The sequence below is a fragment of the Lysinibacillus sp. NPDC093210 genome, assembly GCF_044753985.1.
GTDB lineage: Bacteria > Bacillota > Bacilli > Bacillales_A > Planococcaceae > Lysinibacillus.
In genome coordinates this window covers 232671-251252 of the sequence record NZ_JBIVOE010000004.1, presented here as the reverse complement: position 1 = coordinate 251252, position 18582 = coordinate 232671, and the positions used below count along the sequence as shown (strand labels likewise).

14 protein-coding genes are annotated in these 18582 nt (G+C 37.4%); 12 read left to right on the top strand and 2 right to left on the bottom strand.

The window, feature by feature from the left end:
- Window positions 1–11 precede the first annotated feature (11 nt).
- Window positions 12–2198, top strand: a complete 2187-nt coding sequence (locus ACIP9C_RS12565; protein WP_401011050.1) for a histidine kinase dimerization/phospho-acceptor domain-containing protein — start codon at window positions 12–14, stop codon at window positions 2196–2198.
- A 324-nt stretch (window positions 2199–2522) separates the two neighbouring features.
- Here the strand turns inward: ACIP9C_RS12565 and ACIP9C_RS12560 are convergent, their stop codons facing one another.
- Window positions 2523–3671 (bottom strand): acyl-CoA dehydrogenase family protein, encoded by a 1149-nt coding sequence (locus ACIP9C_RS12560; RefSeq protein WP_401011048.1) that lies wholly within the window; start codon window positions 3669–3671, stop codon window positions 2523–2525.
- Window positions 3672–3830: 159 nt separating this feature from the next.
- On the opposite strand from ACIP9C_RS12560, the gene ACIP9C_RS12555 reads away from it, so the two are divergent.
- From ACIP9C_RS12555 to ACIP9C_RS12520, 8 genes are all read left to right on the top strand, one after another.
- Window positions 3831–4910, top strand: a complete 1080-nt coding sequence (locus tag ACIP9C_RS12555; RefSeq protein WP_401011046.1) for a metallophosphoesterase — start codon at window positions 3831–3833, stop codon at window positions 4908–4910.
- 289 nt (window positions 4911–5199) lie between these two features.
- Entirely contained in the window at window positions 5200–6033 is an 834-nt protein-coding gene (locus tag ACIP9C_RS12550; protein WP_340821147.1) for an undecaprenyl-diphosphate phosphatase, read from the top strand.
- Between the two features lie 296 nt (window positions 6034–6329).
- The gene (locus tag ACIP9C_RS12545) at window positions 6330–7622 is read left to right on the top strand and encodes a protoglobin domain-containing protein (RefSeq protein ID WP_401011044.1); all 1293 of its coding nucleotides are present in this window, start codon (window positions 6330–6332) and stop codon (window positions 7620–7622) included.
- A gap of 366 nt (window positions 7623–7988) precedes the next feature.
- Window positions 7989–8951 carry a 2-hydroxyacid dehydrogenase gene (locus tag ACIP9C_RS12540; RefSeq protein ID WP_401011042.1) on the top strand — a complete coding sequence of 321 codons (963 nt, stop codon included), beginning with the start codon at window positions 7989–7991 and terminating at the stop codon, window positions 8949–8951.
- 301 nt (window positions 8952–9252) lie between these two features.
- Window positions 9253–9831 carry a helix-turn-helix domain-containing protein gene (locus ACIP9C_RS12535; RefSeq protein WP_401011040.1) on the top strand — a complete coding sequence of 193 codons (579 nt, stop codon included), beginning with the start codon at window positions 9253–9255 and terminating at the stop codon, window positions 9829–9831.
- Between the two features lie 40 nt (window positions 9832–9871).
- Window positions 9872–10987, top strand: coding sequence for an ethanolamine utilization protein EutH (gene eutH, locus ACIP9C_RS12530; protein WP_401011038.1), 1116 nt, complete (start codon window positions 9872–9874; stop codon window positions 10985–10987).
- Entirely contained in the window at window positions 10977–12752 is a 1776-nt protein-coding gene (locus tag ACIP9C_RS12525) for an aminopeptidase P family protein (RefSeq protein WP_401011036.1), read from the top strand. The genes eutH and ACIP9C_RS12525 overlap by 11 nt, the downstream gene beginning before the upstream one ends.
- A gap of 54 nt (window positions 12753–12806) precedes the next feature.
- A complete protein-coding gene (locus ACIP9C_RS12520; RefSeq protein ID WP_401011034.1) occupies window positions 12807–12956 on the top strand; it encodes a hypothetical protein in 150 nt (49 codons plus the stop codon).
- A gap of 213 nt (window positions 12957–13169) precedes the next feature.
- On the opposite strand, the gene ACIP9C_RS12515 is transcribed toward ACIP9C_RS12520, so the two are convergent.
- Window positions 13170–13970, bottom strand: a complete 801-nt coding sequence (locus tag ACIP9C_RS12515) for a TIGR00266 family protein (RefSeq protein ID WP_401011032.1) — start codon at window positions 13968–13970, stop codon at window positions 13170–13172.
- A gap of 438 nt (window positions 13971–14408) precedes the next feature.
- Between ACIP9C_RS12515 and ACIP9C_RS12510 the strand changes: the two genes are divergently transcribed.
- The 3 genes from ACIP9C_RS12510 to ACIP9C_RS12500 are packed head-to-tail and all read left to right on the top strand — an operon-like array spanning window position 14409 to window position 18289.
- On the top strand, window positions 14409–15887 hold the full coding sequence (locus ACIP9C_RS12510) for an aldehyde dehydrogenase family protein (RefSeq protein ID WP_401011030.1): 1479 nt from the start codon (window positions 14409–14411) through the stop codon (window positions 15885–15887).
- 26 nt (window positions 15888–15913) lie between these two features.
- A complete protein-coding gene (locus ACIP9C_RS12505; protein WP_340826378.1) occupies window positions 15914–17086 on the top strand; it encodes a saccharopine dehydrogenase family protein in 1173 nt (390 codons plus the stop codon).
- 9 nt (window positions 17087–17095) lie between these two features.
- A complete protein-coding gene (locus ACIP9C_RS12500; protein ID WP_401011029.1) occupies window positions 17096–18289 on the top strand; it encodes an acyl-CoA dehydrogenase family protein in 1194 nt (397 codons plus the stop codon).
- Window positions 18290–18582: the final 293 nt, after the last annotated feature.

The window sequence follows — 18582 nt, the reverse complement described above, 5'->3', positions numbered from 1 at the left end:
GAGTTGAAAACATGATGAAAATTTGGAAGCCTCTTCTTGTACTTATTTGTTTAACATGGTTTATTTTTGGTGTATTTACGTTTTCTAAAATTGGCTATCAATATGTAGGGAAATCGTATTTTCAATCCGGAAATTTTCAAAATGAACTGGATAATTTTCAAGCAGAGCTAGGGCCGTTAGTGCTTAATTTACCAACTGCTGAGGAATTGAAGAGCAAGATTACAGTTTCAGAAAATGAAATTGAGGAACACCGCAATTATTATGGCTCATTAGGCACACAAATTGATAATATAAAGAGTCAATATGAAGAGAAGATTCAAGAAGCTGCTGATAATAATGCCAACGAATTAAAAACAAAGCTTGAAAATGAGCGAGATGCCAAAATAAAAGATATTACGAAAAACTTTGAAGATGATGAATATGTTCGGAAGAAAATTGCGGCGCAAAAGGGTGCGCTCATCGATAAATATATAAAAGCGGTAAAAGATGAAGCAAAAGATTTTACGAAAAACTATAACTATTTGTCTTATGAATTAACGAATGTCGAAACTGGAGAAACTTACCGATATGGAGATATTACTGACAGTAATGTATACAAAATAACATATGTACACCCTCCGCTAAGAACAGGTAGCATCAGTAACAATTCAAGTCATTTGTTATACGGTTCGGATGTGTACATTGAATCCGACGTATTAAATGAAACGAGTGAATACACAGGAACGATTACTATCTCTAAAAGAGCTGCACAATCTGCAGCGATAATGGATGGGTATGACCAATTTAAACGGAATCAATACATGTTTTTTGTTATTTGGCTTACAAGTCTAATAGCAGCATTCTTTGCTTGGAAAGGACGTAAAGAATTACTTCCTACTATAGGCAGCTTAAAGGAAAAAGAATCTTTAGCCAAGCTACGCATTGATATCCAAATAGTATTACTGTTCATTACAGGTTGTATATACTGGTTTTCTTCACATATTGCCTTCGAAGCAATTGAATATACGTATCAATACAATTATGTACGATTTTTAATTGACTTTGTATTTAAAGTATTAATTTTAATCATTATTGGTGTTGCATTTTTCGTGCAAGTTATTTGGTTGTATGATCGCGTAAATACAGTGAAAAAACTAAGTGAAAATGTACAAGAAAGTTATTTGTGGGGAATAGGGGAATCAATGACTGATTTATTTTTAAATCGATCGATTGCTTTACACTCAATTGTCTTGGTCGCAGCTGCCTTTTTTGGTGGTGGTAGTCTTGTTGCCAGTATGATGTCGGGCGGATTCCCAGTTCTAGTATTTGGAATATGTACGATTGTCGGCATCCCAGCAATGATTGTCTTCCTTTCTAAAATGGGCTATTTAAATCGCATTATGAAGGATACCAAGGATATGGCAGAAGGGCGCCTAAACCGAGATGTGAAAGTAAAGGGGAAATCCCCGCTAGCAGCACATGCAGAAAATCTAAATCATCTACGCGAAGGTGTCCGCACATCAATGCATGAACAGGCAAAGAGTGAACGTTTAAAAACAGAGTTAATTACAAATGTTAGCCATGATTTACGTACTCCTCTAACATCTATAATTACGTATACAGATTTACTGAAAAATCCGGATATTACGGAAGAGGAGCGTAAGCAGTATATTCATATTCTCGATAAAAAATCAGATCGTTTAAAAGTATTAATTGAGGATCTGTTTGAAGTATCCAAAATGGCGAGTGGCAATATTGAGCTTCATCGAAGTCGTGTTGATGTAACACAGCTTGTTCAGCAGGCAGTAGGAGAGCATGAGGAAGATTTAAGTAAAGCACGCTTAGATTTGCGCATGTCGATGTCTAATGATCCTATTTACGCTTATGTTGATGGACAAAAATGGTGGAGACTTATCGATAATTTAATTGTCAATGTATTGAAATATGCTTTAGAAGGTACACGTGTTTATGTTACGTTAAAGAGAACGACTAACGGTGATGCTGAATTCACTGTGAAAAATGTTGCGAAATATGAAATAAGCGAAAATGCTGATGAATTATTTGAACGCTTTAAGAGAGCAGATGCTTCACGTCATACAGAGGGCTCAGGGTTAGGTTTAGCCATTGCACAATCTATTGTAGATTTGCACGGTGCACGTATGAGCATAGACGTAGATGGAGATTTATTTAAAGTAATCGTTCGGATACCAGCAGTGTAAGAGACGAGCAGCTAGAACAAAAGAGAAAAAGTGTTAGATTGACTGCAATCAATCTAACACTTTTTACTATGCCGTTGTTGTCCGCTACGGCGGACGCTTTCAGCGGGCACACCGTAAGCCGCAACCCTCGCTAACGCGCGGTTTGTTTCGTCTTACTATGCTTGCGTTCCCGCAGGAGTCGCCGCCTACGCTACCAACAACTAGTTCTCACTTCTAATTATTTATTGATCGCAAAAGATAAATGGATCCTTCTTTAAAAATTTTAAAGTTTTATCTCTGCCTCTTATTAATTGGGGTCGCAATTCCTCGCAGCGACAATGCTTTTTATAGCCCTACATTTTTTGCAATAATCATTTTCATCACTTCATTTGTGCCAGCGTATATAGACATTACGGGAATATCACGATAACGTCGTGCAATTTTATATTCCTCCATATAACCGTAGCCACCATGTAACTGCATACACTGAGTAGATATCTCCCGAGCATTTTCAGTAATCCAGTATTTCGCCATAGAAACCTTTGTTACAACGTCTTTACCAGCAATATGTTCTTCGATTAAAGATTCTAAAAACGTTTTACCAAGTTCTACTTTTGTCGCCATTTCAGCAATTTTAAATTGTGTATTTTGGAAGTCGCTAATGGATTTTCCGAAAGCCTGACGTGATTTAACATAATCAATTGTTAAAGCGAGCATATCTTCGGCTGCGGATTGGGCTGCGACTGCTACAGCTAGACGCTCCTGCTGAAGCTTTTCCATCATGTAGGTAAAGCCTTTTCCTTCCTCACCTAACAAATTTTCTACTGGAACATGACAATCCTCAAAAAATAGTTCGGCCGTATCTTGCGCATGCATGCCTACTTTTTCAAGTTTACGCCCCTTCGTAAAGCCTGGTGTTCCTGCCTCAATAACGAGAAGGCTAATTCCTCGATGTTTTTTCTCAGCATGGGGGTTCGTTTTTACCGCGACAACGACTAAATTTGCATGAATCCCATTCGTAATAAAGGTCTTTTGACCATTAACTATATAGTGATCGCCATCTCGAATAGCAGTCGTTTGTATATTCGCTAAGTCGGAGCCTGTTCCTGGCTCTGTCATTGCGATGGCTGTAATAGTTTCACCTGTGACACATTTAGGGAGCCAGCGTGTTTTTTGTTTATCTGTTCCATATGCCTCAATGTAAGGGACAACGATATCATTATGCAAACCGACACCGATAAGGCTTGAACCTACGCGTTCTAACTCTTCTTGGATAATGACACCAAAGCTAAAATCTAACCCAAGACCCCCATACTGCTCTTCCACTTGTGGACATAGATAACCTAATTGTCCAAGCTTACGCCAAAAATCAAGCGGAATAAGGTGATCTTTTTCCCACTGATTATAATGTACCTCAGCCTCTTCTGCTAAAAACTTACGGAACGTTTTGCGGAATAACTCATGTTCTGTGGATTCAAATTTATACTTCCCCATCTGAGACAACACCCCTTCATTTGCTCGTTTATGCATAAATTTTCTAGTACACCTATAATGTTACTGAAATATTGTCTAAAATAAAAGAGCTTTTAAAAATACGATTTTCATCTGTAATGCTATAATCACTATGACTATATGAAAGTAGAGGACCTGGATATGGCAAAAATAAGCATGGGCGTTCTTTTTTTAGGTATATATAGCGCTTTAACGTTCTATTTAGGGTGGGGCTTAAAGCAGTGGCTTGTCGCAATGAATTGGTTTTACTACCCAGTTTTATATTGGCTGTTACTTTATATCGTTTCCTTTAGTGTTCTTATAGGAAGGATACATGAATCTTTACGAGTATTTTCTGTGATCGGTAATTATTGGATGTTTATATTCGAATATGGTTTATTGTTATGTTTAACAGTACAAATTGTTATGTGGCTAACGCCATTCAATAATCTTCGTGTTATTGGAAGTTTGGCTATCGTTACGTTCTTTGTACTGTGGGTTGTCGGTACGTATTTGGCATATTCTCCGGTTGTACGTAATTTAGACATTTCAATGGATAAAAGAGATAGTGAATTATCGTCGATGCGGGTTGTTATTGCTTCCGATTTTCATTTAGGTGTGTTATCAAATAAAAAGCATTTACAACGTTTTGTGAATTTATCGAATGAAGCGAAGCCAGATGTTGTTTTTTTAGCAGGAGACATTGTTGATGATGACCCAAAATGGTTTGTTGAAGAGGGAATGGCTGATGTGATGAAACAGCTTACGGCTACTTATGGTGTATATGGTGTACTTGGTAATCACGAATATTATGGAAAGAAAATTCCTGAATTTGTAGAGGAAATGAAAAAAGCTGGTGTGGAAATTTTACGAGATGAAACAATTCGGGTAGGCAATGCGTTTATAGTAACAGGCCAAGAAGATATTACGAATAAAGAGAGACAACAACTCGATGCTTTAAAATTGAAAGATCACTTGCCTTGGTTTGTTATGAATCATACACCGGATGATTTGGGAACACCGGAGCAGGCAGGGGTAGATCTCCATATGTCTGGTCATACGCATAAAGGGCAATTATGGCCTAATCAGTATATTACAGCACGTGTTTTTGAGCTGGATTATGGTTATAAGATGAAGGGACAAATGCATACAATTGTTTCATCAGGCTTTGGATTTTGGGGACCACCAATGCGTATAGGTAGTCGTTCTGAGCTATGGGTTGTTGATATTACTTTTCAGTAAAAGAGGTAGTATATGAAAAAAGAGTAGCTTATAATAAGTTGGTGCGTGCAAAAAACGATTATGGCCAAGTATTTGATGTTATTGTCATAATTAAAGTTAAATTGGTTTATGAAGAAGTACACAGCAGCTTTATTCAACATAAAGGCTGACTGTCTCCAACTGAAGCTAGCTTTCGTATGAGGTACTAGGAAGTCTATGAAAACTTCCTCACAATTGGCGTCTAATATAGAAGCTTCATTTGCCGCACATAGAACAACAGAAGAATAAAGTTAAAAGGTAAGGTGACAATGTGGATATAATAGAATTATTGAAGGCACTTATTTTAGGCTTTGTCGAAGGAATGACAGAGTTTGCACCAGTATCTTCTACAGGTCATATGATTATTGTGGATGATATGTGGTTAAAGACAGAGGAGTTTTTAGGAAAGTATCCGGCTAATACTTTTAAAATCGTTGTTCAGTTAGGGTCGATATTAGCGGTCGTAGTGGTTATGTGGAAGCGTATGCTAAGTCTCGTGGGTCTATATAATATTAGTGGACAATCACGATCAATGAAAGGTCGCTTTAACTTAATGCATGTAATTGTTGGTATGTTACCAGCAGTTGTATTAGGATTTGCGTTTAAAGATTTTATAGACGATCATTTATTTAAAGTAGAGCATGTTATTTATGCATTAGTAGCAGGTGCAATTTTAATGATTGCTGCCGACAAATTTGCACCAAGAAAACCTAAAGTCGAATCATTAGATGATATTTCTTATGGCATGGCGTTTAAAGTAGGTTTAGTACAGTGTTTATCTTTATGGCCAGGATTTTCTCGTTCGGGTGCAACTATTTCAGGTGGTGTCCTTTTCGGAATTAGTCACCGAGTAGCTGCTGATTTCACGTTTATTATGGCTGTTCCAATAATGGCAGGTGCAAGCCTTGTATCTGTATTGAAAAACTGGGATACCCTTTCAATGGATTATTTAGGATTTTATGTAGTCGGTTTTATTAGTTCATTTGTATTTGCATTACTATCCATTAAGTTTTTCTTAGCTCTTATCTCAAAAGTAAAACTAATGCCATTTGCGATTTATCGTTTGGTATTAGCTGCTATACTAAGTATTATTATTTTTATGTAAATGCAAAAAGTCACTCATTTGTCACAATAATGAGTGATTTTTTTTGTAGAGACAGAACTATTCATTAAGTCAGTGAATATAAAAGTGTTATTATTATCTAATTGTTGGCAAAAAATGATGGTAATATAGATAAAAAGGATTATAAAATTGGTGATAATGAGTGTCAATAGGTGGTGTAGTAGATAATTTTTACTGAACTATTGTATCTATTAATCAATACACTTTATAATCAATTATAGATAAGTTGCATACGAAAAAATAGAATGGCACAATATATTACTTTATGGGGTGGAAAGATGTTTCAATTTAGGAATAGACCTAAGCAAAATACAATTGTTATGCATGATGTGTCAAATACAGGTGTAACTATTCAAGATCAAGAACGTCTGCTACAGCTACAACTCGTCAATCTGACAAAACAAGATTTACAGTTAATAAAAAGTTTAAAGCCATACGTTGAGCAAAGTGTTGTGGAAGTGGTCGAAACATTTTATAAAGCAGTAGAGAGTGTACCAACTTTACGAGATGTTATTCAAAAGCACAGTTCGAGTGAGCGACTTCGCCAAACACTTCGCCATCATATAATTGAAATGTTTGAAGGGAAAATCGATGACAACTTTTTAGAAAAGCGTCGGAGTGTAGGAAAAATGCATGTAAAGATTAATTTATATCCGAAATGGTATCTAGCTGCTTTTCAAAATCTAGAAAAATCTTTGCGGAAAATCGTCTATAATTTGCATTTATCAAAAGAGGAAGAAGAAAAGTTATGTGATGCTATTAGTAAAATGTGTAATTTTGAACAGCAAATCGTTTTGGAGGAGTATAACAACTACTCTAATTCTATAGTAGAAGAGCAACGAAGCAGTATCCGTGCACATGTAAAAGATATAGTTGGTGGAATTTCGACGCAGTTAGAAGCCCAGTCTCATGAAACAAATGAATCGGTGATGGAGCTTATTTCTAGTACGAAGCAAGTAGATGCTTACTTAAAAGAAAGTATTGATGAAGCTAAGACGATGCAAAAGGTTTCCTCTGAAGGCTATTCGAAAATAGTATTATTAAATGAGCAAACTGGAAAAATTAATGATAAGACTGCTGAGATGGCGATAATGGTAGAGGAGTTAAACCATTCCTCTTCAAAAATTAATAAAGTAATCGAGATGGTGAAAAGCATTTCTGGACAAACTAATTTACTAGCGTTGAACTCTGCAATTGAAGCTGCACGAGCTGGGGAACATGGAAAAGGTTTTGCAGTAGTAGCCGATGAGGTACGTAAGTTAGCAGATCAAACGAAAGAATCAGTGGAACAAATTGCAGATCTGATCGGCATGTCCAATGGGATTACGAAACATGTTGTTCAGGCAATTCAAGAAATTCAAGAGCTCGTAAATAATAGTATCGAGCAAAATTTGAACTCATTAAAAGCATTCGATGCGATATCTGGCTCTGTTGAGGGCTCTATCGTAAACTTCCAAAATGTCGGAAGTCAAATAACTGAGTTGGCAAATGTAATTGAATCCATTGGCGAATCTTCGGAGGAATTAGAACGAGTTGCAAGTCGTCTTGATACGACGATTAAAGATTTCTAATTTATTGGAAGATAGTACTTAAAAAGAGTGCGGGAGATGCTTTTGGGCTCAACACAGCATAAGCGGTAACCTTGAACTTCTTGATGACTGTTCTCATAACTCTGAACTATGCACATAAAAGTTGCATAGTTTTTTTTATGGATAAAATTGTTGAAATAGAGGGTAGAGAAGTTATAAAAAAGGATAAAATCCCCTAACTGAAGGATAAAATTACTGATAGGAAGGATAGATTTAAAAAAAGCAGAAAACCGTATTTTTTAATCGTGCAAAATGGAAATATTGAATATAAAAGCTTGCTTGTGACGTTAGCATATTAGTGTTACGCTAAAGGCAAAATGGGGAATTGACTCAAAGGGGTGTTGGAATATGAAAAAGAAATTGTTTATTACACGAAAATTTCCGGCTCAGTTTGTTGAGCCTTTAGAGGAGCATTATGATATAGAACAATGGGAGGAAGAAGAAATCGTTATTCCGCGAGACAAACTTTTAGCAGCAGTAGCGGATTGTGAAGTATTGTGGGTAACGATTGCAGACCAAGTCGACGAAGAATTACTAAAACACGCCCCCAATTTAAAACTAGTGACAAATCTAGCAGTTGGTTTTAACAATATTGATGTACCTGCGTTGCGCAAAAGAGGCATAATGGCTACAAATACTCCAAACGTATTAACAAATACGACAGCTGATTTAGTATTCGGCTTATTGCTAGCAACAGCACGTAGAATACCAGAAAGCGAGCGTTATTTGCGTGATGGTAATTGGAAAAGCTGGTTCCCAATGCAATTAGTTGGTAAGGATGTATCGGGTGCTACGATAGGCATTATAGGCATGGGACGTATCGGGCAGGCTGTTGCGAGACGTGCGAAGGGCTTTGATATGAAAGTTTTATATCATAACCGCAGACGTCGCCATGAAGCGGAAGAAATGTATGGCTTCCGTTATGCATCCCTAGAGGAGCTTTTAACGAAATCTGATTTTGTTGTTATAATGACCCCTTATAATAGCGATACAGTAGGTTTAATCGGCACGAAGGAGCTTGCCTTAATGCAGGAAGATGCAGTATTGATCAATGCCTCTCGTGGAGGAATTATTGACGAGAATGCCCTTTATGACACGTTGAAAAATGGCAAGCTATGGGCTGCAGGGCTAGACGTTTTTGAACATGAGCCAGTTGCATTGGACCATCCACTGTTGACCTTACCAAATGTCGTTGCGCTTCCACATATCGGTAGTGCGTCATTAAAAACAAGAACAGCTATGCTAATGCTCAATGTCAATGCACTAATGGCATATGGAGAGGGCAAGCCAATATCGAATAGAATTGACTAAACAAATATTAAAGGGGTGCTTCCTCTTATTTGAGCGACCTCCAATAGAAACCAACTTTAACTTTAGTTGAGGTAGTCACAATAAGATAGCTTTCTAATTTTAATATTGAACAACGTAGGCGCAAGATCTAATGGATCGAGCGTCTTTTTTTGTACCAGATGGGATAATACTTTGGAATATTATTGAGAGCAATAAAAATATGGTAAATTTCATAAATGTGAATTTATTTCATAATTCATTGAATAATAAGCTGAAATGTATTATATTATTCACAATTATGAAATTTTGAGGAGGTGAAGTAATGAATATAGGGATGGAAATAAAGAAATTAAGAACGGAAAAAGGAATTACTTTGAAAGAGTTAAGTGAAAAAAGCGAACTATCTGTTGGATTTTTGTCTCAATTAGAAAGAGGTCTTACTACTATAGCAGTTGATTCACTTGAAAAGTTAGCTGATATTTTGGAAGTACACTTAACACATTTTTTTGATTATCCACATAAAAAGAAAGATATCGTTTTAAGGAGTTACGAACAAGAAATAATAGACGCCGTAGATGGTGGCTTTATTAAGTATAGTTTAAGTACAAACTTGGAAAATAAACAACTTGTACCTAGGCTTATCGAAATACTACCTCAAAAGAAAGATGAAGAAATATTATCCTATAAGCATGAGGGAGAAGAGTTCATCTATGTTTTAGAGGGTATATTAACTGTTTACATAAATGGTAAGAGCTATGAAGTGTATCCTGGTGATAGTATTCATATGGTCTCAAATATTGCTCACAATTGGGCAAATTATACAAATAAAAAGGTTAAGCTCATAGCTGTGAATACGCCTAATTTCTATCATAGTGGGTTAAATAATATAGCTTTGGATTAGTCAAAACGTTAAATAAAGTTAATAGAAAGTGAAAATAAAAATGGATAAATTTGTATTGCTCCTAATTGGCTCATTTTTTGTAATCGGAGGTATTGATTATATTACCGGTAATCATTTAAAACTGGGTCGGAAATTTGAGGAAGGCATAAAAACTATGGGGGCTTTAGGGCTTGGTATGATTGGAATACTTTCTTTAGCACCTATACTAGCAAACTTTTTATCCGCTAAGATTATTCCAATATGTCAAGTATTTCATTTAGATCCCTCTATCATTCCTGCAGCATTTTTAGCGGTAGATATGGGGGGCTATCAACTGGCTGAGAAGCTAGCAATGACAAAGGAAATGGGAGCATTCTCAGGAATTATCATAGCTTCTACATTAGGAGCCACAATTAGTTTTTCAATTCCTGTCGCTTTAGGAATGCTTTCGAAAGAAGATGAAAAATTTTTTTCTAAAGGTGTTTTGGTTGGAATTATTACGATACCCATAGGATGCCTTGCAGCAGGTTTATGGCAAAAAATAAATATCAATCTATTAGTATGGAATCTGGTACCAATATTTGTTTTTGCCATTATTTTAGGGGTTGGATTATTAAAAGCTCCACATGTGTTTATAAAAGTTTTTAATGTATTTGGCAAGCTTATAATGAGTCTAAGTGCTGTAGGATTACTTTTACAAGGTGTAGATGTGATATTTGGTGTAAGGCTTGTTTCAGGATTAGCACCTCTATCTGAATCTATGGTTATAGTAGGCAAAATCGCATTTATTTTAGCTGGTGCATATCCTATGCTAGAACTGATTAATCTAATATTTAAAAATAGGTTTGAAAAAATAGGGAAGAAATTTGGCATTAATTCTGCGGCGGTAGCAGGTATTATCGGAAATTTAGCTAGCAATTTATTAATATTTGGCACATACAAGGATATGAATCCTAAAGGAAAAGTGGTTTGTACTGCCTTTGGAGTAAGTGGAGCATTTGTATTTGGTGGCCAATTTGGATATGTGTCAGAAGTAGCCCCAGAAATGTTAGGTGCGTTTATAGTTTCGAAGCTTACAGCAGGCTTAATGAGTATAGTACTAGCCTTATGGCTGTATGATCGTGAAAATAAAAAATTTAGTCTTAAGAACAATGGAGGTATTAGTAATGAATATTAGAAATAGAGTCGAAAAGCTAAGAGAGCTAATGCAAGAAAATCAAATGGATGCTTATATAATTCCAAGTTTCGATGCACACCAGAGTGAATATATAGCAGAACATTGGAAATGTAGAGAATGGATATCAGGATTTACAGGATCTGCAGGTACTGTAGTTATTACGTTAAATGATGCTGGATTATGGACCGATGGCAGATACTATATTCAAGCTGAAAAGCAACTTGAGGACTCGGGTATTAGATTATTTAGAATGGTAGATCCAGGGGTACCATTTTATTCAGAATGGCTAGCAGATGTTCTGAATGAAGGAAGTGTTGTTGGCTTTGATGGGAATGTTTTTTCAATAGATATGGTTAAAAAGATGGAAGAAGATTTAAAAGCAAAAGGAATCGTATTAAAAATGAATCAAGATTTAATTGGTGATCTGTGGGAAGATAGACCGGATATTCCTAAAGGTTCGATTTTTGCGCATGACGTAAACTATGCAGGGAAATCACGATTAGAGAAATTAAATGAAGTAAGAGCAGAAATGAAAAATAAAGGGGCAAACTATTATATTTTAACTTCCCTTGATGATATTGCGTGGCTTTTAAATATAAGAGGTAACGATGTGCCTAACAATCCAGTTGCCATAGCCAATGTAATCGTAGCGGAACATAAATGTTATTTATTTATTGATTCGTGCAAGGTTCCCGCTTTGGTTAAATCGGAACTAGAAGCAGAAGGAATAGAAGTAAGAGAGAATGATGAAATACAAACATTCTTGGAAAATCTTTCGCACGAAGATGTCGTTATTTTAGATCCAAATAAAACAAATATCAGATTATTTAATGCCATTAATAACAAAACAAAGAAAATTGAAAGTCCTAACATTACGACGCATTTAAAAGCGATTAAAAATGACGTCGAGATAAAAAATTTAAAATGGTGTGAAATAAAAGATGGTTTAGCTATGGTGAAATTTATAAAGTGGCTAAAACACTTTGTTGATAAAGAAGAAATTACAGAGATTACAGCAGAAGAAAAATTAGAAGATTTCAGAAGTGAACAAGAAGGTTTTGTTGGACCTAGCTTTGATACGATTGCAGGTTATAAAGAACATGCAGCGATGATGCATTATAAAGCTAATCAACAATCGCAACATACTCTTAACAATGAAGGTCTATTTTTAATTGATTCAGGCGGACAGTATTATGATGGAACAACAGATATTACACGAACAATTGTTTTAGGAAAACTTACTGAAGAACAAAAAAGAGATTTTACTTTAGTGTTAAAAGGCTTTATTGCATTAAGCTCAGTAAAATACTTATACGGAGCAACAGGCTCTAACTTAGATGTTTTAGCAAGACAACCAATTTGGCAGTATGGTTTGGATTATAAATGCGGGACAGGACATGGGGTAGGTTTTTTCCTGAATGTTCATGAAGGACCACAAAGCATTCGAAATACTAATCATGTTACATTAGAAAAAGGCATGATTGTTACGAATGAACCTGGAATATATCTTGAAGGTAAATATGGAATTAGAATTGAAAATATGATGTTAGTAGTGGAAGACGAGAAAACAGAATTTGGTCAATTTATGAAGTTTGAAGCAGTTACATATTGCCCTATTGATTTAGCAGGTATCAATAAAGATATGTTAACAGAGAGTGAAAAGCAATGGTTAAACAATTATCATCAAGAGGTTTACACAAAGCTAGTTCCTTATTTAAATGAAGAAGAGCGTGCATGGTTAAAGGAAGAAACGAGAGAAATATAAAAGGGTATGGCGGACAAACAATATTAGCCAAAAGCACAAGAAGATTCGCGATGGGTGTCAGGCACTCAAACAATTTACATGATAGCCAAGGAAAAAATGCACGCAGCGAAAGACGCAACAGACCACGCGACAGCGGGGGTTGCGGCTTACTATGTGCCAGTGGAAAGTGAACAAGCTAAGTGCCAGGCACTCAAACAATTTTGAAAAAAGCCAAATGAAATATAAAAATGTAGGGTTGCTTGTTTCTTACAAAAGAACAAGCAACCCTACAAAGTAATCTATTACATTTTGAATAACCATGCTAGGTGAAACGTAACAGAACATGGACTATAACTATCGGAAAAGCACGAGTCCAGTTTAGCTAGCTATTTGCCTATGCGGATGATGACAGGAAGTATTTTTTGTGACTACAATTAGTTACTTATTGAACATATCGAATAGTCCACCGATACCACCTTCACCTGCTGAATGTCCGCCACCGCCTTGTGAAATGGGTGCAGCTGCAAAGACGCGACTTGCTAAACGGCTAAACGGTAATGATTGAACCCAAACAGTGCCAGGACCGCGCAAAGTTGCGAAGAAGATTCCTTCACCACCAAATAGTGCAGTTTTTACGCCTCCAACCATTTCAATATTGTAATCAACGTCAGAAGTCATCGCTACTAAACAACCTGTATCAACACGCAATACTTCGCCAGGCTGTAAAGTTTTTTGATGAATCGCGCCACCTGCATGTACGAAAGCCATACCGTCGCCTTCAAGTTTTTGCATAATGAAGCCTTCACCACCGAAGAACCCTACACCAATTTTTTTCTGGAATTCAACACCAACTGAAACGCCTTTAGCAGCCGCCAAAAAAGCATCCTTTTGACAAACAATTTTCCCTTTTAATTGACTTAAGTCCATAGGGATAATCTTCCCTGGATAGGGAGATGCAAAATAGACATGACGTTTACCTGAACCAGCGTTCGTAAATGTTGTCATGAATAAGCTTTCGCCTGTCACAAGACGTTTACCTGCTCCAAGTAATTTCCCCATAAAACCGCTTTGTGAACCACCTCTTGAGCCATCACCAAAAATTGTTTCCATCTGAATAGCATCGTCCATCATCATTAATGCTCCTGCTTCTGCTACTACCGTTTCTTGCGGATCAAGTTCAACTTGCACATATTGCATGTCATCACCAAATATTTTGTAGTCGATTTCATGGTTATTCATAGTGTAATTCCTCCAATATCATTTATTGTTATTGTATACGATTATTAGACAGGATAGTTTCATTACATAATTAATAATTTTAGAAAAAAAGGGAATAAGATAGAAAATGTCGAATATAAAAAACTAGAATGTGTATTATTTATCTTTGCGCCAGTTGTTTCTATATAGTGATGAAAGTATGCACTATCTATTTGAAATTGCTGGACAAAGATAAAGCCTTTGGCAAATGTCACCGATATTTTTTCACCAATGTTGCTTCGAGATTAGATTAATGCTCAAGGAGTTTCTTTAAAATGAAAATTCGGAATTTTGACATTTTTAACTGCGTATTTATAATGCAGTGCGCATAAGGAAGCAATAGCGGCAGATATTTTCTGTAGCGAAAGCAAAAGGTACGTGGAAGCCAAAGCATCATAGATTTATCAGGGGGTGTTTGTAATGGAAATTAAAAACTATATCGGCGGTAAATGGGTTACACATTCGCATTTACAAAGTATAGCAGTGACAAATCCTGCAAACGGAGAGCACTTAGCATCAATACCGCTTTCAACTGCAAATGAAGTGATGGAAGCGGTAGCTGTAGCGAAGGCTGCGCAAAAACAATGGGCACTTGTGCCAGCACCAAAGCGTGCAGATTATTTATATGCCATCGGTCAACAGATGAAGGAAAAGAAAGAATATTTGGCGACCGTTTTAACAAAAGAAATGGGTAAAGTGATTGAAGAAGCAAGAGGGGAAGTACAGGAAGGGATCGATATGGCTTATTATATGGCAGGGGAAGGGCGAAGGTTGTTTGGGGAGACAACACCGTCTGAGCTTGCCAATAAATTCGCCATGAGTGTGCGAGCACCAATAGGCGTAGTTGGATTAATAACACCGTGGAACTTCCCCGTTGCTATTGCTACGTGGAAATCTTTCCCTGCGCTTGTCGCGGGCAATACGTTCATTTGGAAGCCATCAAATGAAACACCGATGATGGCGTATGAAATGGGGAAAATTTTTGAGGAAGTGGGCTTACCGGAAGGGGTAGCGAATATTATTTTTGGTACAGGTCCGACTGTAGGAACAGCATTAATTGAGCATCCTGATGTAAAAGTAATTTCGTTTACAGGCTCTACCACAACGGGAAGTAAGGTGGCAGAACTTGGCGGGAAGCATTTAAAGAAAGTGTCACTAGAGATGGGTGGGAAAAATGCTGTAATTGTCATGGAAGATGCAGACTTACAGCTTGCTACAGAAGCAATATTATGGAGTGCATTTGGTACAGCGGGTCAACGTTGTACAGCATGTAGTCGTGTGATTGTGCATAAAGATGTAAGAGAAGAATTAGAAAACCGGCTATTAGAAGCAATGCAATTTTTAACAATTGGAGACGGTTTAGATGAAAGTGTGAAAATTGGTCCTGTGATTAATAGAGCGGCATTGGAAAAAATTAATCATTATGTACAGATTGGTAAACAGGAAGGTGCAACCTTATTAACAGGAGGCAAAATTTTAAACGAGGCTCCTTACGATAAAGGGTTTTACTATGAGCCAACGTTGTTTACTAATGTAAAGCCTCATATGATTATTGCACAAGAAGAAATTTTTGGACCGGTCGTCTCTCTTATTGAAGTTGCCAACTTAGATGAAGCAATTGAAGTCAATAATGGTGTGAAATTTGGCTTATCAAGCTCTATCTTCTCACAAAATATTAATACGATTTTCCGCGCTCAACGAGACTTAGATACAGGTATTGTTTATATCAATGCAGGTACGACAGGTGCTGAAATCCATTTGCCATTCGGGGGAACGAAAGGAACAGGAAATGGACATCGAGATTCTGGTGTAGCAGCATTGGATGTTTACACAGAATGGAAGAGCATATACGTTGACTACAGCGGCAAATTACAAAGAGCACAAATCGATACAAAGTAACAGATCAATGAAAGGGGATGTTCATGATGAAAGTTGTTGTATTAGGTGCAGGATTGATGGGGAAAGAAGTAGCTCGTGATTTAATAAAAAATAACAATGTTGAACGTGTCATTTTAGGGGATATCGACGTAAATACAGCTCAAAAATTTGTAGATACATTAAATACAGATAAAGTTGAAGTAGTAGAGCTACATGCGGAAAGTGATGACTCATTAACATCGGTTATTGCAAAAGGTAATGTTGTTGTGAATGCACTGTTCTATTCGTTCAATGAACGTGTGGCAAGGGCTGCGATAGAAGCAGGTGTTCATTCTGTAGATTTAGGGGGACATATCGGTGGTGTAACTGACAAGATTTTGGCATTACATGAGGAAGCAAAGGCAAAAGGTGTGACAATCATTCCTGATTTAGGTGTAGCACCGGGAATGGTGAACATATTAGCAGGCTATGGCGCAACAAAACTAGATGAAGTAGAGTCTATTAAACTTTATGTAGGAGGCATTCCTACAGAGCCGAAGCCACCTTTGCACTATACGCGTGTCTTTTCTCTTGATGGTGTATTTGACCACTATACACAGCCTTCTAAAATGATTCAAAAGGGCAAACTTGAAGAAGTTCCATCATTATCAGGAATTGAACCTATATATTTCGATGGTTTTGGTGTGCTTGAGGCATTTTATACATCGGGTGGCATTTCCACACTTTATAAGACATTCCCAAATGTCCACACATTAGAATATAAAACGATTCGTTATAAGGGGCATGCAGAGAAATTTAAATTGTTAGCAGACTTAGGATTTTTAGATGCTAGTAATAATGTAGAGCTAGAAAATCAAGAAGTGCCTGTAAGAGCGGTTGTCAGAGAAGCACTGAAGAAAAAACTTGAACTTGGAACGAAGCCTGATGCGGTGCTATTACGTGTAATTGTAGCGGGTGAAAAGGCGCAACAGCAGGTCACATATGAGTACGAAATGGTCGTACGTAAAGATATGACGATTAATGAGACAGCGATGGCTCGTGCTACAGCGAATACAATTTCTGTAGTAGCACAAATGATTGGAGATGGGCTTATTACAGAACGTGGAGTATTTGCTCCAGAAACCATTGTACCAGGTGAGCCGTATATTAAAGAAATGGCTAAGCGTGGTGTTGTCATTAAGGAAACATCTCATAAGTCTGCAATGATTGTGAAATGGTAGGTGAAGACCTTGAATTTCGAATTTACAACAGAGCAGGAAATACTAAGAAAAACCGTACGCCAGTTTGTTGATGATGAAATAATGCCACATATTGCAAAGTGGGATGCAGAGGGGAGCTTTGATGCAAGCATATGGTCAAGGCTTGCTGAGCTCGGATTTATGGGGGTATGCGTACCTGAAAAGTACGGTGGTAGTGGTATGGATTATAATGCACTTGCTATCGTTTGTGAGGAACTTGAACGAGGGGATACAGCCTTTCGAACGGCTGTATCCGTCCATATAGGTTTAAATAGTATGACATTAATGCAATGGGGCACTGAAGCGCAAAAACAGCAATACCTTGTGCCACAGGCGAAAGGTGAACGTATTGGGGCATTTGGGTTGACTGAGCCTGGTGCAGGTTCTGATGTAGCGGCAATGACAACCACTGCAGTCCGAGATGGTGATTTTTATGTGTTAAATGGGCAAAAAACGTGGATTTCTTTATGTGATATAGCTGATCACTTTCTTGTCTTTGCCTATACAGATAAATCGAAAAAACATCATGGTATTAGTGCCTTTATTGTTGAACGCTCAATGGATGGCTTTTCATCCAAGGCGATTAAAGGGAAGTACGGTATTCGCGCTGGCAATACAGGGGAACTTTTTTTCGAGGACTTGCGCATTCCAGTTGAAAATCGTTTAGGTGAAGAGGGAGAAGGCTTCAAAATTGCCATGTCTGCACTGGATAATGGTCGCTTTACAGTAGCAGCGGGTGCAGTTGGCCTTATTCAAGCGTGTATTGAGGCAAGTGTGAAATATTGTCATGAGCGTGAGACATTTGGCAAGCCAATTGGTGAGCATCAACTTGTCGGTCAAATGATTGCTAAAATGGAAGCAGGCTATCAAATGAGTCGTCTGCTTGTTTATCGAGTTGGTGAGTTGAAAAATAACGGTATTCGCAATACAAGGGAAACTTCGTTGGCAAAGTGGCAGGCTTGTGATTTTGCCAATAAGGCAGCAGATGATGCGCTACAAATTCATGGTGCGTACGGCTATTCAGATGAATACCCTGTTGCGCGTTATCTTCGTAACTCTAAAGCGCCAGTAATTTATGAAGGTACACGAGAAATTCATACCATTATGCAGGCCGATTATGTACTTGGTCGACGAAACGATAAGTCGTTAGCCAAAATGTTACCTAAGTGGCCATTTGATGAGTAAACGAGAGATATTATATTTTTTATGTTAAGCTAACTAATTATTAGTTCAGCTGAGATTCTCGACAAAAGGCGTCAAGATTAACTCTTGATGATGCCTTTTGTCATTTTTTTTAGGTGCCAGGCACTCACACAATTCTCACACAATTCTCACACAATTGTATGTATTGGTAAGAAAAAAGTTCACGAAGACTCCTGCGGTAATGCACCTAGTGTAAGACAGCAACAGGCGACGCGATAGCGACGGTTGGCTTACGTCGTGCCCACGGAAAGCCCAGCGCACAGTGCCAGGTACTA